Source organism: Streptomyces sp. NPDC048696 (assembly GCF_043198895.1).
Classification (GTDB): domain Bacteria; phylum Actinomycetota; class Actinomycetes; order Streptomycetales; family Streptomycetaceae; genus Streptomyces.
In genome coordinates this window covers 102,876-117,434 of record NZ_JBICVJ010000002.1, presented here as the reverse complement: position 1 = coordinate 117,434, position 14,559 = coordinate 102,876, and the positions used below count along the sequence as shown (strand labels likewise).

Genomic DNA, 14,559 nt, shown 5'->3' with positions numbered 1-14,559 from the left:
GTATGTGCGGGCACGCTGGAGTGCGCGTACCCCAAGGGGTATTTCGAAACCTCGTGCGGGAACGAGGAGCGCGCCACCCCGTGGACGCTGTGTCGCGCCGCCCGGAAGCGGCGCCCTCGGGAGATCGTTGGCCCAGGGCACGGCGAGCGGCGGAGGCGGCATGAAGAGCGACGGCACCCCGGGGCTCGTCCTGGTCACCGGCGCCACGGGGTACATCGGCGGCCGTCTGGTGCCCGAGCTCCTGGACGCGGGGTACCGGGTGCGCTGTGTGGCGCGTACGCCGGAGAAGCTGCGCGACTACCCCTGGGTCGACCGGGTGGAAGTGGTACGCGCGGATGTCACCGACGCCGCTTCGACGGGCGCGGCGATGCGGGGCGTGGACATCGCGTACTACCTGGTGCACTCGCTCGGCGCCGGGCGGGGTTTCGAGGAGACGGACCGCACGGCCGCCCGCGTCGTCGCCGGGCAGGCGGCGAAGGCGGGGGTGCGGCGGATCGTGTACCTGGGCGGCCTCACGCCCGTGGGCGTGCCCGAGCGGGAGCTGTCGCCGCATCTGCGGTCCCGGGCCGAGGTCGGGGAGATCTTCCTGCGCTCCGGCGTGCCCGCGACCGTACTGCGCGCCGCCGTCATCATCGGCTCCGGATCGGCCTCGTTCGAAATGCTGCGCCATCTGACCGAACGGCTACCGGTGATGATCACCCCGAGCTGGCTGAGCAACCGGATCCAGCCGATCGCGGTACGGGATGTGCTGCGCTATCTCGTCGGCAGCGCCCGGATGCCCGCCGAGGTGAACCGGACCTTCGACATCGGCGGCCCCGAGGTCTTCACCTACGAGCAGATGATGCGCCGGTACGCCGAGGTCGCGGGGCTGCCGCACCGGCTGATCCTGCGGGTGCCGATGCTGCCGCCGAGGCCGTCCAGCCACTGGATCGGCCTGGTCACACCGGTGCCCCGGGCACTGGCCCGGCCGCTCGCGGAGTCGCTGCGCCATGAGGTGGTCTGCCACGAGCACGACATCGCTGGCTTCGTCCCCGACCCGCCGGGGACGCCGATCCCCTTCGACACGGCGATCGCGCTCGCCCTCAGACGGATCAAGGAGGCCAATGTCGCCACCCGCTGGTCCTCCGCCGCGCTGCCCGGCGCGCCCAGCGACCCGCTGCCCACCGACCCCGACTGGGCGGGCGGCAGCCTCTACACGGACCGCCGTGAAATCATCGTGGACACCTCACGGGAAGCGTTGTGGCAGGTCATCGAGGGCATCGGCGGCGAGAACGGCTGGTACTCCTTCCCGCTCGCCTGGGCCGTACGCGGCTGGCTCGACCGGTTGACCGGCGGCGTCGGCCTGCATCGCGGCCGCCGGGACGCGGCACGGCTGCGCGTCGGTGACTCCCTGGACTTCTGGCGCGTCGAGGAGATCGCGCCGCCGCGCCTGCTGCGCCTGCGCGCCGAGATGCGGCTGCCGGGACTGGCCTGGCTGGAGATGCACGCGGACCGCGACGCGGACGGCCGCACCCGCTACCACCAGCGGGCCCTGTTCCACCCACGTGGCCTGCTCGGCCATCTGTACTGGTGGAGCGTGTCGCCGTTCCACGCGGTGGTGTTCGGCGGGATGGCCCGCAACATCGCCCGGGCCGCCGAGCGGGCGCGGGCGGGCAGCGCCTGAGCCGTGGCGGCCGTACCCCTCATGTGGGCGGCCGTTCCTCGATGCCCGGAAGGTGGACGACGATCAGAACGAAGCCCGCCAGCATGAAGTTGCGGGCCGCCGCGTCCAGGCCGTTCCACGCCTTCGACTGCCACATCGCGAACCACTCGCCCCCGATGGCGATGAATCCGGCGCCGAACAGCAGCAGCACCATGAGCAGCCCGGCGGTGCTCAGCCGCCGGGCCCGGCCGAACCCGCCCGAGCGCCGCAGACCCCGCGCCCAGGCGCCGCACGCCACGACGAGCACCAGCGCGGCGACCGTCTCCCAGGCGATGATCAGTACGTAGGCGATGTCCTGAAGCGTCGTCGAATCGACCGACCGCCACATGAGGTCCGGGTCCTTGAACGTGGTGTCCATGGCGAGGACATGGCGGACGAAGGCGCGGTTGGTGTCGAAGTCGGTGATGTTGCCGAAGGCCACAAGTGCCATATAGAGGGCGACAGTTGCGGTGAGCAGCGCGGCGGCGAGGGGAAGCGCGGGCAGCGGGGCCCGGTTGCGCGTTGCCGAGCGTGCGCGGGACAGGAGCGTGGACCTGGAGGGCATGCCGGACTCTCCCCGGCGGATCGCCCGGCAAAACCCCCGACCGGTCAGCCGATGGCGGGCGGGTCCGCGATCGCCGTGATCATCAGGTCGCCCGGCCGGACGGTGTAGGCGACATCGGCGCTGGTGCCGTCGCCCCACTTCTCCGTGACGACGAGGTGCGATCCGTCCGTGCCCACGGGCTTGAGCGTCCAGGAAGCCGGGACGTTCGGCGCCCGGAACACCGGATCGGCGTCCTTGTGGGTGGCCGCCCACGTGGTGAGCGCCTGATCGAGGTCTTTGGTGAGGTACTTGCCCCGCACCTCGGCCGGGGTCGCGTCCTCGGTCGTGCCGAGGCGGGCGTTGCGGTACGCCGTGAGGAACGTGTCGACCCGGTCCTGCGCGCCCGGCGCGGGGACGGTCGCCGTGGCGGGCGTGGGCACCGGTTCGGCGGCGGCGGGCGGTGCGCCGACGAGGCCGAGCAGCGCGGGGGCCGCGGTGAGCGTGGCGGCCGCGGCGAGCGAGGCGGCCTGGAATCGCGTACGTCCGATACGTCCGATCATGATCCCGAGTCAACCATCGATCACACGGGATGTAGATCGCCCACTCGGGTGGCGCACGCACCAGCGGGGCACCCGTTCGGCCGCGCCCCGGACATCAGGCGTCAGGGGTGGCCGGGCGGGCCGCACACGGGGTGCGGCCCACCACGGGTCCGTCAGAGCTGGCCGGACTCGGCGATGGTGATCTTCGCCTTGGTCGTGCCGCTCGACGAGCCGAGGCCCTCGATCTTCTGGACGAGCTTCATGCTCTCCTCGTCCGCGACCTCGCCGAAGACGACGTGCTTGCCGTCCAGCCAGCTGGTCACGACGGTGGTGATGAAGAACTGCGAGCCGTTGGTGTTCGGACCCGCGTTGGCCATGGACAGCAGGCCCGGCTTGTCGTGCTTGAGCTTGAAGTTCTCGTCGGCGAACTTCTCGCCGTAGATGCTCTTGCCACCGGTGCCGTTGCCCCGGGTGAAGTCGCCGCCCTGGAGCATGAAGGCGGGGATGACACGGTGGAAGGACGAGCCGGCGTAGCCGAAGCCCTTCTCGCCGGTGGCGAGCGCGCGGAAGTTCTCCGCCGTCTTGGGAACCACGTCGTCGAACAGGTTGAAGACGATCCGCCCGGAGGGCTCGTCGTTGATGGTGATGTCGAAGTAGACCTTGGTCGTCATGCCCCCATCCTGACACCCCGCACCGACAACCCGCTCCCCGGGCACCTCGTACGGGCGGTTTCGCGGGTACGGGGCGGTCGGCGACCGCCCGAGCGGCCCGGGAACCAGCGGCTCAGCTGTCGGCGTTCGCCTCCAGGCAGGTCAGTTCCATCTCGTCGAGATAGGCCTCGTTGGTCTTGCCGGTCAGATGGGCGTTGGTCTCGATGCCGACCGCCGTCCACCCCGTGATGCTCATCAGCAGCACGCGCAGCCCGTCGGTGCCGTGCTCGGCCAGCACCTCGTCGGCCACCCGCAGCGCCTCCTCCGGCACCCGCTCCGCGGGTTCGAGTCCGACCACCGCTCGCAGCAGGCGGATCGTGGTCCGGGTGATCTCCGGTGCGATGAGCCCCAACCGGCGTTCCTCTTCCTTGTCCACACGCCCCTCCTCGCTGGTGCACAGCGGAACGGTACGGCCATTCCCGGCCAAGTGGACCGGCAAGCCAACTCACCGCGCGCGCGGTTGGATTGCCCCCTCCCGTGCGGACGGCCACCCAGGAACGGGGGCGCGGTCAGTCGGGTTGCCGTCGCAGCGTTCCCAGCTGACCGAACGCCGCGCCCGCCGCCTCCGTGTCGCCCGCCGCCAGGCTGAGCCGGGCGAGGTCGTGCAGCGCCCCGGCGAGCCCGCGTTCGTAGGCGGCCGGGTCCTGGGCGTGCAGACGCCGGTACGCCTCGACCGCGAGCGAGATGGCCGCAGGCGGCGCCGGGTCGTCCGGCCGGGACGGGTCGAACAGCCCCGTGGCCAGTGAGTGCAGCGCCCGCGCCACCGTTTCGAGCCGCTCCACCGGAAGGTCCTCGCGCGCGACGGCGATCCGCAGCCAGCGCAGGCACCCGTCCACGTCGTCGTGGTCGTTCATGGCGACCTGCGCGATCCGCAGCAGCGCCTCCGTGTGACCGGCCCGGGCGGCGGTGGTCCACCAGCGTTCGGCCTCGGCCCGCTCCCCGCGTTCGTACAACAGGCCCGCGAGCGCGTGCGCGGACAGTGCCTCGCCCGACTCGGCGGCCGAACTGAGGGTGACGGTGGAGCCGGTGCCCTGCGGCCGGTGGGAGCCGGTGAACTTCTCCGGGTCGCCCAGGTGCTCGGCCGCCGCGCGCCACCAGCGCTCGGCCTCGGCGGTGCGCTCGCTCCTCGCCAGCAGATGGCCGAAGTAGAACGCGCCCATGCTGCTGCCCTGCTCGGCGGACCGGCGCCACCAGCGCTCCGCCCCGGCCAGGTCCCCGGCCTCGTGCCGCAGGAATCCGAGGTGAACGGCTGCCTCCGCGTTGCCCGCCTCGGCCGCGCGGGCCCACAGCTGCTCCGCTTCGGCCGTGCGGCCCTGCCTGCGCAGCAGGATGGCCAGGTTCTGCGCCGCGTTGGGCTGGCCGTTGTCGAGGGCCAGCTTCCACAGCGTCTCGGCCTGGCCGGTGTCACCGCGCCCGGCGGCGAGCGCGCCCAGCCCGACGGCCGCCGCCCAGTCGCCCTCGTCCATGGCCTGCCGGTACCACCGCTCGGCCTGTTCCGTGTCGCCGCGCTGGAGCGCCACCATGCCGAGGTTGTTGAAGGCCACGGCGACGCGGTGCTCGACGGCCCGGCGGTACCAGCGTTCCGCACCGGCGAGATCACCCCGGTCGTGCAGCAACTTGCCGGCCATGAAGGCGGCTTGGCCGCTGCCGGCCTCGGCAGCCGCCGTGTACGCCTCGACGGCCTCATCGAGCCGGCCCGCCGCCGCGTGCCGGTCGCCGAGCTCCCGGTGGTGCAGGCTCTCGCGCGGCTCGGGGTCCGGGCCGGACCGTGAGGGACCTCGCATGAGGCCGGTGCCGTCCCTCGACACATGGGCGGCGATCTCGAAGTGCCGTTCCCCCTCCTCCTCCCGGCCCGGGCCGCTGTCGGGGGCGGCCGGGTCCCAGTGGTCGGGGAACTGTTCGTGCACCGACGCCGGGGTGCGGGCGCCGCCCGGGTGGAAGGCCGACAGGCCGGTCTGGGCGGTGACGGTCAGGCTCCAACTCGGCGTGTACGTACGGCCGTCGCAGACGATCTCGGCCGTCAGCCGCCAGTGCACCCAGTGCTGAGCCCCGGTGACGGGTGCGAGCACGACGGTGGCGGCCCCGCCCGCCGGGACCGTCAGCGGCAGCGCGGGCGCGGTGTCCCCGAGACGGCGTACGGCCCCCGGATCGCCGTCGAGCAGCACGTCGAAGTCCGGCCGCGCCAGCGGTTCGTACGCCTCGACCGAGCGCTGGATCGACTCCAGGAGGTCGGGGCTGAAGACCATGTCCGGTACGCGTCGGTGCGCCATGCTGATGCCGTCGACCGCGAGCGGGCGGTGCTCGGTGACCTGTGCGTCGAGGCGTACCAGCGTGACGTCGCGCGACCCGTCGGCGGTCAGGGAGAGCACCACGTTGTGGCCGGTCAGCGGGATGTGGACGGCTTCGGCGCCCGTCCCCGAGCCGGGCGCCGCGACGAGGGCGAGATGGGTGCGCGTCACCACCCGCAGGGCGAACGGCGCGTCCCCGGCGAGCCCTTCGGCGGGTACCCCTCGGACCGGCCGCTGCATCGCGTAGACGGCGGTGCCGCCCTCGTCGGGCGCGGGCTCGGCCCGCCGGGGAGGGTGTGCCGCTCTCGCGGCCCGGCGCAGCGCCAGGGCGCCGGACGCGGCGGACACCCCGGCGACGGCTGCCCACGGCGGCCACTCGGACAGCCCGCCCGCGAGCAGCACCGCGCTCCCCAGGACGAGCGGGACACCGGTGGTCAGGGCCGCGCCGCGCAGCGCGCGTGCCGTCGTCATCGGGCGGCCGGACGGGGGTGGCGGGCGGCGGTCCGCAGCGGACGGCCGTCGAGGTCGACCCGGACGCTGCCGCTGCGGCCGCCGCAGGACCAGTCGAGCCACAGCACCCACCGCACGTCCCCGGCCTCGGTCCTGACCTCCAGATCCAGCACCTCCACCTCGTCCGTGCCCACCTGGTACGGGAAGTCGCTGGACGACAGGGCCCGTACCCGCGGCGGCTCCTCGTCGAGCAGCACCACGAACCGCCGCACCGGGATTTCCGCTGCGTGCCGCGACAGATCGCCCGACCGGTCGGCGCGGGAGACCACCTCGACGCGCAGGTCCGTCAGGACGACGGGAAGGGGCCCGGCTCCGGTGACGACCAGCCGGACGGTGTGGCCGCTCGCGGGGATCTCCAGGGTCTGCTCGCCGTCGTCGAGCACGACGTAGTCCTGGTTCCTGATCGTCATCGAGACGAGCAGCGGCTCGGAACTGTCCGACTCCCGCCCCGCCCGGCGCCGTTCCAGCCGGGCGCCGAGCTGCCGGGGCAGGTCCTGGCTCAGATACGCGGCGGCCGCCGCGGCGGCGACTCCGCCCGACCACGACAGCACCCCGCCCGGCGCCCAGAGCAGGACCGCGCCCGCCGCGCCCGCTCCCGCCCCGCCGATCAGCCAGGCGCGAGCGCGCCCCCCGAGCCCCACCATCGCACCCCGTTCCGGACCGTCCACACGGTTTCGCCAGGACACGGTAGCCGCGCGGTGATCGCGGTGTCAGGGACTCAGGGAATCAACTCCTTCTTGACATCGGCGACGTGCGGGCCGGAGTCCGTGGCCGGGACGGTCCAGCGGTCGGCGGACGCGGTGCCGTCGATGTAGTCGATCCGGCCGCCATTGGCCTGGGCGGGGGTGAGGTCGAAGACCTTGGCGCGGAGCTGGTGGGCGCCCGGCACGATGGCGTCGCCGTGCCGGAACCTGGCCAGCGCCACCCGGCCGGCGTTGCCCGAGTCCTCGGCGATGCGGTGTCCGTCGGGGGCGATCCAGTGCCAGCCGCCGCCCTTGGCGAGGCGCGTCTCGCTCGCGGGGTTGGCGCTGAGCGACTTCTCGTCCATGGTGACGATCGCGAACGTGCCGTACTTCGCCGTCTGCCCGCCGCCCTTCTTGACGTAGACGACGGAGTTCGGCGTGATCTCCAGGATGCCGACGGTGCCGGCGCCCACGGTCCGGGACGGCTCACCGAAGGCCTGGGCGGCCGGCCCCGTGTCCGGCGCTGTGGGTGACGGCGCGGGGGTGGTCGGCGAGGGCGCGGTGGGCGGCGGAGTCGTCGGCGACTTGGTGGCGTTGTTGTCGCTGTGGCAGGCGGTCAGGGCGAGGCAGGTGGCAGCGGCGGTCGCGAGCAGGATCTTGCGCATGGTTCGTCCCCCCAAGGTCTGGTACGCACTGTGAACGTACCGCCACACAGTGGTCATCAGGGGTGCCGGTCATCGAACCGGGACGAAGAGGGGACGGGGTTGGCGCAAGGGAATCCACCCGGTGCCACCGAGGGGTGGTACCGGGCGGTGTCGCGCCTGTCCTCCGTGCCTATCTCCCGCGCGCGATCAGCACTGCGGCAGCCCCGCCGGCGGGTCGTGCGGCGTGTTGACGTTGCCGCCCCACACGTACACCTCGTCGAGGTAACGGCTGCCCGTCCACACCGAGCCCTCGTACCAGACGCTGGTGTGGAACCCGCCCGAGTCGACGTAGTCGCCGCGCACCCAGCACTCGACGTCCATCGGGCGGCTCTGCGTGGTCGTGTAGACGACCGTGCCCGCGCGGACGTGCGGGGTGGTCCGCACATTGCTGTTGCCGTCGACGCTGTACGTCCCGCTCAGCGCGGGCCGTTGGGTGGCGGCGGACGCCTGTCCGACGCTGAGTCCCGTCACCGCGCACACCGCCACCAGGGCGCCGGCGAGCGCGCTCCTGCGCACATTGAGCATGGTGTTCCCCCTCGTATCCGTACGGCGTGGCGGGTCGGTGCCACGTGAGCCCCATGGTGCGCCGGGCGTACGGCCGCGCGCGTCCACCCAGCGCGGTGATGGGGGTAAACCTGGGCGGTAGTCGCGACGGATCGAACACCCCGCCCCGGCCGCCTAGGGCCTGTCCGGTGGATCTTGCCTGGGACGTGGGGGTGTGGCATGCCCATCTGCGGCGTTGTCGTCGGTTGCCGACGCTCCGCGTCGCCGCCCTCCTCCGCCTTGCAGTTGGACGCACCACACCCCCACTCACCAGCACCGAAACGGCGTCCTGGACCGAAGGCGGCCAGATCCACCGGACAGGCCCTAGTCGAGCACCGCCTGCATCACCTTCTTGGCGATCGGCGCGCCCAGCTTGCCGCCCGAGATGTCCTCGCGGGAGATGTCCATCGCGGTGGGGTCGATGAACACCGCGACCGCGACCACGGGTTCGTCGCCCTTCTTCGCGTAGCTGACGAACCAGCCGTACGGGACTTCCTTGTTGACGTCGACGCCCCGCTGGGCGGTGCCGGTCTTGCCGCCGACCGTGACCCCGTCGATCAGGGCGCGCTTGGCGCTGCCCTCCTTGGCGGTGAACTCCATCATCTCCTGGACCTTGCGCGCGGTCTGCGGCGAGACGGGCTTGCTCATCTCCTTGGGGTGGTGCTTCTCGATGGTGGAGAGGTCGGGGGCGCGCACCTCGTCGACGAGGTACGGCTGCATCAGCCTGCCGTCGCCCGCGAGCGCGGCCGTCACCATCGCCATCTGCATCGGGGTGCTCGTGAGGCTGCCCTGGCCCATACCGGTGAGCGCGACGCCCGGCTTGTCGAGCTTGTCGGGGTACAGGCTCTTGGAGGCGAGCAGATCGCCGAGTTCCTTGTCGTACACGTCCTTGTTGAAGCCGAACTTCTCCGCCGTCTCGCGCATCTTCTCCGCGCCCACCTTCGACGCCGCGTCCAGGAAGACGTTGTTGCAGGAGTGCTGCATGGCGGTCTTCATCGACGCCTTGTCGCACACCTCGTTCCCGGCCTCGCTGCCGACGGTGGTCGTGGAGAGCGGCAGACGGTACGGGGAGGCCGCGCCGGAACCGGCGTTGATGTCCGTGACCGCGCCGGACTCCAGGGCGGCCGCGGCGGTGAGGATCTTGAAGGTGGAGCCGGGCGGATAGGTCTCCCGCAGCGCCCGGTTGGCCAGCGGCTTGCTCTTGTCGGCGCCCAGCGCCTTGAACTTGTCGCTCTCCTTGAAGGACTCGCCCGCGAAGACCGAAGGGTCGTACGAGGGGGCGGAGGCCAGCGCCAGGACCTTGCCGGTCTTCGGGTCGAGCGCGACCACCGCGCCGCGCGCGCCGATGTCCGTCAGCCCCTTGTACGCCGCCTCCTGGGCCTTGGCGTTGATGGTCGTGAGCACATCCGCGCCGCGCGGTTTGGTGCCGGTGAAGAAGTCGGTCGCGCGCTGGAGGGAGAACCGGTTGTCCGTACCGGCCAGCGGCTTCTTGTAGATGGACTCCAGGAAGGTCTCGCCCTGGGTCTGGGAGGCGTAGCCGGTGACGGGGGCGTACATCGGGCCGTTCTTGTAGACCCTCTTGTACTTGAGGTACGAGCCGGACGGCGACTCGACCGAGCCGGTGATCGGCTTGCCGTCGACGATGATGTCGCCCTTGGGCTGGGCGTACTGGCGGATCTTCACCCGGCTGTTGTGGGCGTCGTTGTCCAGGGAGTCGCCCTGGACGAACTGGACCCAGGTGGTCCGTACGAGCAGGGCGAGTATGAGGATCCCGCAGAATACGGCAACGTGCCGCAGCGGCTTGTTCATCGTCGTGTTCACTCCGTACCGGCGATTGCTGTGCGTCTTCCTTGTGAGGAGGATGTGAATGCCGGTACGCGTGGTTCCTCGGAGATGAACTTTAGTTCGGAATTGCCCGATATCAGAGAACGCCGTTCAAAGGCAACGCGGACGGGCGGCCTCCGGACCGCTCGTCGTCGTTCCTCACCAGGTGAGCGGCAGTGCCTGCGGGCCCCGGTTGATCGAGCCCCGGCGCCAGCGCACCTGCTCCGGCGCGACCGCGAGGCGCACGTCCGGCGCGCGGCGCAGCAGGGTGGCGAGGATGACCTCGCACTGCATCCGGGTGAGCGCCGCACCGAGGCAGTAGTGCGCTCCGTGGCCGAAGGCCAGGTTGGGCGACTCGTCGCGGGACAGGTCGAACCGGTCCGGCTCGGTGAACACCTCCGGGTCGCGGTTGGCGGCGAGATACGAGACGTACACCGCCTCCCCGGCCCGGATCACCACATCGCCCACCGGGACGTCCTCGGTCGCGATCCGGGGCAGCCCCACCCCGTTGCGCTGCGGGATGAACCGCAGCAACTCCTCGATGGCCGTCGGCAGCAACTCCGGATCCGCCCGCAGCCGCGCCAGCTCCTCGGGGTGGGTGAGCAGCGTGTACACCATGGTGGAGCACTGGTTGCGGACCTGGTCGAGCGCGTTCAGCACGATCATCACGGCCAGCGAGATCAGCTCGGGGGTGCTGAGTTCGCCGGTGGCCCGGGCCGCGACCAGCTCGCTGAACAGGTCGTCGCCGGGGTGGTGCAGCCGGTGTTCGGCGAGCTCGCGGAAGTACCCGGCGATCTCGGCCTTCACCGCGTTGCTCTCCTCAAGGGAGTGGTCGCTGGAGAGGATGACGGCTCGCCAGGCCTGGAGCCGGCCGAGGTCGTCCTCCGGCACACCGAGCAGCTTGCCGATCACCCGCTCCGGCATCGGCCCCGTCACGCACTGCGTCAGATCGGCGGGCGCCCCCCGCTCCAGCATGGCGCCGACCAGCTCCTCGGCGATCGCCTCGGCCTCCACCTTCAGCGCCGCCACCCGCTTGCGGTTGAAGGTCTGGGCGAGCAGACGGCGCAGCCGGGTGTGGTCGGGCGGGTCGGTGCGGCCGATGCCCCCGGCGGGCGCCACCACGTGCGGGGTCATGCTGGTCACCGGCCGGTCGACGGTCAGCGCCCGGCTGAACCGCGGGTCCGAGGTGACCTCCTTGACGTCCTGGTACCGGGTGACCAGCCAGGCGCTGCCCTCGCCGAACCGCATCCGCACGAGCGCGATGGGCTCCTCGCGCAGCAGCCGGTGCAGCAGCGGGTCGAACTCCAGGGCGTCCAGGTGCTCCACCGGCCAGAAGTGCGGGGTGGCGCAGTCGGCGGAGCGGGGCGCGCCGGTGCGTACGTCCTCGGTCATGAGGTGATCCCCGCGTTCACCGTCGGCGCCTGTACGGGAGGCGTGTGCCGCAGCGGGGTCAGCTGCTCGATGTCGTACCGCACACGCAGCTCTTGCACCGCGGCCGGGTCGATCTCGCCGCCGCTGTTGAGGAGTTCGAGCAGCTCGTCGAAGTAGCGCTCGTGGTCCGGGGGAGGGGCGGCCTGGAAGAGCATGCGGGCGGGGCGGCCGGTCGGGTTGGCGAAGGCGTGCGGGCAGCCGGGCGGCACCAGGATCATCGTGCCCGCCGTCGCCCGGATGTGGCGCTCGCCGGAGCGGGACTCCCACTCGCGCCAGTCGTCGCGGGTGCGCACCTTCGGCTCGAACGCCATGACGTCCAGCTCGCCTTCGAGGAGGTAGAACAGCTCCTCGCTGCGGCTGTGGGCGTGGGCGCCCACGTCGAAGCCCGGTGGCACCACCACCTCGAAGGTGGAGGCGACCGTCGAGTGGGCGCCGGTGACCTTGAAGGTCACCTGCTGCGCGGCGGTCCGGACGGTGCGGCCGCCGCCGGGCGGGATCACCAGACCGTCGGCGGGGCGGGTGCGACGGGAATGCGGATCGAGGTCGTCCACGGCTGTCTCCTCTCGGATGGTCACTGACGGTCCGTCGGATCCGTCACCACGTCACCGGCAGTTCCTTCGGTCCGCGGATCAACGCCCCGCGCTCCCACACCAGTTCGTCCTCGGGCGCGGCGAGCCGGAGCTCCGGGAAGCGGTCCCACAGCGAGCGGAGCAGGATCTCGGACTCCATCCGGGCCAGGGTGGCGCCGGGGCAGTAGTGCGGGCCGTGGCCGAAGGCGACATGGGGGTTGTGGGTGCGGTCGAAGTCGAGCTGCTCCGGGTCGGCGAAGACCTGCGGGTCGCGGTTGGCGGTGAGGTACGAGACGTATACGGGGTCGCCCTCGGGGATGAGCACCCCGCCCACCTCGACGTCCTCCAGGGCGATCCGGGAGAGGCCGACCGCGTTGCGGTGCGGGATGTAGCGCAGCAGCTCCTCCACGGCCTGCGGCAGGAGTTCGGGCTCGGCGCGCAGCCGGGCGAGGTGTGCGGGCTTGGTGAGCAGCGCGTACACCATGTTGGCGCTGTTGTTGCGCACCGCGTGCCCGCCGCCGATCTGGATCAGCACGGCGAGCCCGACGGCCTCGTCCAGGTCGAGCGTGCCGTCCTCGACGGCTCCGGCCAGCGCGCCCGCCAGGTCCTCGCGCGGCTCGGCCCGGCGCCGGGCCAGCAGGTCGTGGAAGTACGCGGCCATCTCGGCCTTGGCCTCTTCGCTCGCCTCGCGGCCGCGTCCGGCCGAGATGATGGTGTCCGACCAGTGCGCCATCCTGGACTGGTCCTCGTCGGGCACGCCCATCAGCGCGCACACCATGGCGAGCGGGAAGGGCCGGTTGAGGTGGGCCACCAGGTCGAGCGGGCCGCCCTTGCGCTCCATCCGGTCGAGCAGACCGTCCATCACGCCCTGCGCGTGCTCGTGCAGTCGGCGCATGGAGCGGGCGGTGAAGGCGCTGGCGACGACGCGCCGCATCCGCGTGTGGTCCGGCGGGTCGGCGAATCCGACCGCCCCGGCCATCGGGATGAAGTGCGGGGCCAGCCTGGTGACGGAGCGTCCGACGACGGCCTGCCGGCTGAACCGGGGATCGACCGACACGAACCGGACGTCGTCGTAACGGGTCGCCAGCCACGCGTGCCCCTCGCCGTTGGGCAGCCTGACGCGGGCGACCGGCTCCTCGTGCAGCAGTCGGTGCAGCATCGGGTCGAAGGCGAGGCCGGGCAGATCCGGCGGAGCCCAGAAGTGGACGGTCGATTCACTCGCCGTGTCGCCCTGTCGGGTCTTGTCGTTCTGCACAGCCCTCTCCTCCACGGCCGGTTGCCTCTCCACGGATTTCTTCGGCACCGCCGTCGACGTCCAGTGGCCCAGCGCCACTTCGGCGGTGATACCGGGCCCGAACCCGGCGATCAGGCCCTTGGCCCGGTGCTCGGCGCCGCCCTCGTCGAACAGGCGGCCCAGCGCGTCGAGGACGACGGCGCTGGCGATGTTCCCGTACTCGGTGAGCGTGGCCCGGCTGAAGCGGAACGCCTCCGGTGGGACCCCGAGGTATTTGCACAGGTCGTCCAGGATGCGCGGGCCGCCCGCGTGGACGATGTAGAAGTCCAGGTCCGACGCGTTCCAGCCATGTTCGTCCGCGAGCCTGCCGAGGGCGGGCGCCAGCGCTTCCATGGTGCCCGGGACCCGTTTGTCGAGCAGGAAGTGGAACCCGGTCTCGCGCACCGCGTACGCGATCCAGTCCTCGGTCCGCGGGATCAGATACGAGCCGTTGCGCTCAAGGCGGATCCCGGTGCCGCCCGAGCCGCGGACCACGGCGGCGGCCACGGCGTCACCGAACAGGCCGTTGGAGAGCAGCGTGCCGACGCCCAGGTCGGTCGGCTGATAGCTCAGCGAGCAGAACTCGCAGGCCACCACGAGGACGTTGGCGTCGGGGTAGGCGGTGCAGAAGTCGTGCGCCCGGTTGATCGCGCTGCCGCCCGCGGCGCAGCCGAGCTGGGCGATCGGCATCTGGCGCGTTTCCGGCCGGAACCCCATGGTGTTGATCAGCCAGGCCGTCAGGGACGGCATCATGAACCCGGTGCACGACACATAGACGATCAGATCGATGTCCCGTGCCGTGAGCTCCGCGGTGTCCAGCGCCTGCCGCACGACCTGCGGCACCCGTGCCTTGGCCTCCGCCTCGTACAGCTTGTTGCGCACCTCGAACCCGGGGTGGCGCAGGGTGTCCTCCAGCGGCTGCACCAGATGCCGCCTGGCCACCCCGGTGTTCTCGATCAGGCGTAGCGCGAGCGCGAGCTGGGGGTGGTCGGCGTGCACGCTGCGCACCAGGTCGAGCGTCTGCTCTGCGGTGATCACATGCTCGGGCACGGCGACGGCAGGTCGGCACAAGACAGCCATGGGCGGAACATCCTGGAGGGGTAGACGACACCGGCCTCGTGACGCGGGGCGGGTGGGCTGCCGGACAGCCGTGGGTGATCATTCCAGGCCTATGCCGCAGGAAATCCCAGATCCATCTGAAAGTACACAAAAGTGTCATTCGGATGGTGCGTGTGACGCTTGACGGTCGCGGACGCGCGG

General features: G+C 71.7%; 13 protein-coding genes and 1 pseudogene. 1 reads left to right on the top strand and 13 read right to left on the bottom strand.

Going from position 1 to position 14,559, the window contains the following annotated elements:
- Positions 1-160 precede the first annotated feature (160 nt).
- Entirely contained in the window at positions 161-1,663 is a 1,503-nt protein-coding gene (locus tag ACGFRG_RS03630) for an SDR family oxidoreductase (RefSeq protein WP_393261007.1), read from the top strand.
- A 19-nt stretch (positions 1,664-1,682) separates the two neighbouring features.
- Here the strand turns inward: ACGFRG_RS03630 and ACGFRG_RS03625 are convergent, their stop codons facing one another.
- The 13 genes and pseudogenes from ACGFRG_RS03625 to ACGFRG_RS03565 form a co-directional block, all read right to left on the bottom strand.
- Positions 1,683-2,246 (bottom strand): DUF2165 domain-containing protein, encoded by a 564-nt coding sequence (locus ACGFRG_RS03625; protein WP_393261004.1) that lies wholly within the window; start codon positions 2,244-2,246, stop codon positions 1,683-1,685.
- Positions 2,247-2,290: 44 nt separating this feature from the next.
- A complete protein-coding gene (locus ACGFRG_RS03620; RefSeq protein ID WP_361418036.1) occupies positions 2,291-2,785 on the bottom strand; it encodes a hypothetical protein in 495 nt (164 codons plus the stop codon).
- 152 nt (positions 2,786-2,937) lie between these two features.
- Complete coding sequence (locus ACGFRG_RS03615; protein ID WP_361418034.1) at positions 2,938-3,435, bottom strand: peptidylprolyl isomerase; 498 nt, start codon at positions 3,433-3,435, stop codon at positions 2,938-2,940.
- Positions 3,436-3,547: 112 nt separating this feature from the next.
- Complete coding sequence (locus ACGFRG_RS03610) at positions 3,548-3,850, bottom strand: hypothetical protein (protein WP_361418031.1); 303 nt, start codon at positions 3,848-3,850, stop codon at positions 3,548-3,550.
- Between the two features lie 133 nt (positions 3,851-3,983).
- Positions 3,984-6,233 carry a tetratricopeptide repeat protein gene (locus tag ACGFRG_RS03605; RefSeq protein ID WP_393261000.1) on the bottom strand — a complete coding sequence of 750 codons (2,250 nt, stop codon included), beginning with the start codon at positions 6,231-6,233 and terminating at the stop codon, positions 3,984-3,986.
- Positions 6,230-6,940, bottom strand: coding sequence for a hypothetical protein (locus ACGFRG_RS03600; RefSeq protein WP_393260998.1), 711 nt, complete (start codon positions 6,938-6,940; stop codon positions 6,230-6,232). The genes ACGFRG_RS03605 and ACGFRG_RS03600 overlap by 4 nt, the downstream gene beginning before the upstream one ends.
- 50 nt (positions 6,941-6,990) lie before the next feature.
- Positions 6,991-7,620, bottom strand: a complete 630-nt coding sequence (locus tag ACGFRG_RS03595; RefSeq protein ID WP_393260996.1) for a hypothetical protein — start codon at positions 7,618-7,620, stop codon at positions 6,991-6,993.
- Between the two features lie 186 nt (positions 7,621-7,806).
- Complete coding sequence (locus ACGFRG_RS03590; RefSeq protein ID WP_361418020.1) at positions 7,807-8,184, bottom strand: hypothetical protein; 378 nt, start codon at positions 8,182-8,184, stop codon at positions 7,807-7,809.
- Positions 8,185-8,526: 342 nt separating this feature from the next.
- Positions 8,527-10,011, bottom strand: a complete 1,485-nt coding sequence (locus ACGFRG_RS03585; RefSeq protein WP_393260994.1) for a peptidoglycan D,D-transpeptidase FtsI family protein — start codon at positions 10,009-10,011, stop codon at positions 8,527-8,529.
- 174 nt (positions 10,012-10,185) lie between these two features.
- On the bottom strand, positions 10,186-11,418 hold the full coding sequence (locus tag ACGFRG_RS03580; protein ID WP_393260991.1) for a cytochrome P450: 1,233 nt from the start codon (positions 11,416-11,418) through the stop codon (positions 10,186-10,188).
- Positions 11,415-12,008 carry a cupin domain-containing protein gene (locus ACGFRG_RS03575; protein ID WP_393260989.1) on the bottom strand — a complete coding sequence of 198 codons (594 nt, stop codon included), beginning with the start codon at positions 12,006-12,008 and terminating at the stop codon, positions 11,415-11,417. Before ACGFRG_RS03575 ends, ACGFRG_RS03580 begins: the two co-directional genes overlap by 4 nt.
- Before the next feature lie 43 nt (positions 12,009-12,051).
- A complete protein-coding gene (locus ACGFRG_RS03570; RefSeq protein WP_393261809.1) occupies positions 12,052-13,281 on the bottom strand; it encodes a cytochrome P450 in 1,230 nt (409 codons plus the stop codon).
- A 51-nt stretch (positions 13,282-13,332) separates the two neighbouring features.
- A pseudogene (locus tag ACGFRG_RS03565) lies at positions 13,333-14,379 on the bottom strand (type III polyketide synthase); the annotation flags it as partial.
- Positions 14,380-14,559 lie beyond the last annotated feature (180 nt).

Excerpts from the sequence above, each read along its gene's own strand:
- ACGFRG_RS03580 (WP_393260991.1), bottom strand. The coding sequence starts at position 11,418 with ATGACCGAGGACGTACGCACCGGCGCGCCCCGCTCCGCCGACTGCGCC.
- ACGFRG_RS03625 (WP_393261004.1), bottom strand. The coding sequence starts at position 2,246 with ATGCCCTCCAGGTCCACGCTCCTGTCCCGCGCACGCTCGGCAACGCGC.
- ACGFRG_RS03605 (WP_393261000.1), bottom strand. The coding sequence starts at position 6,233 with ATGACGACGGCACGCGCGCTGCGCGGCGCGGCCCTGACCACCGGTGTC.
- ACGFRG_RS03595 (WP_393260996.1), bottom strand. The coding sequence starts at position 7,620 with ATGCGCAAGATCCTGCTCGCGACCGCCGCTGCCACCTGCCTCGCCCTG.
- ACGFRG_RS03620 (WP_361418036.1), bottom strand. The coding sequence starts at position 2,785 with ATGATCGGACGTATCGGACGTACGCGATTCCAGGCCGCCTCGCTCGCC.
- ACGFRG_RS03615 (WP_361418034.1), bottom strand. The coding sequence starts at position 3,435 with ATGACGACCAAGGTCTACTTCGACATCACCATCAACGACGAGCCCTCC.
- ACGFRG_RS03630 (WP_393261007.1), top strand. The coding sequence starts at position 161 with ATGAAGAGCGACGGCACCCCGGGGCTCGTCCTGGTCACCGGCGCCACG.
- ACGFRG_RS03585 (WP_393260994.1), bottom strand. The coding sequence starts at position 10,011 with ATGAACAAGCCGCTGCGGCACGTTGCCGTATTCTGCGGGATCCTCATA.
- ACGFRG_RS03590 (WP_361418020.1), bottom strand. The coding sequence starts at position 8,184 with ATGCTCAATGTGCGCAGGAGCGCGCTCGCCGGCGCCCTGGTGGCGGTG.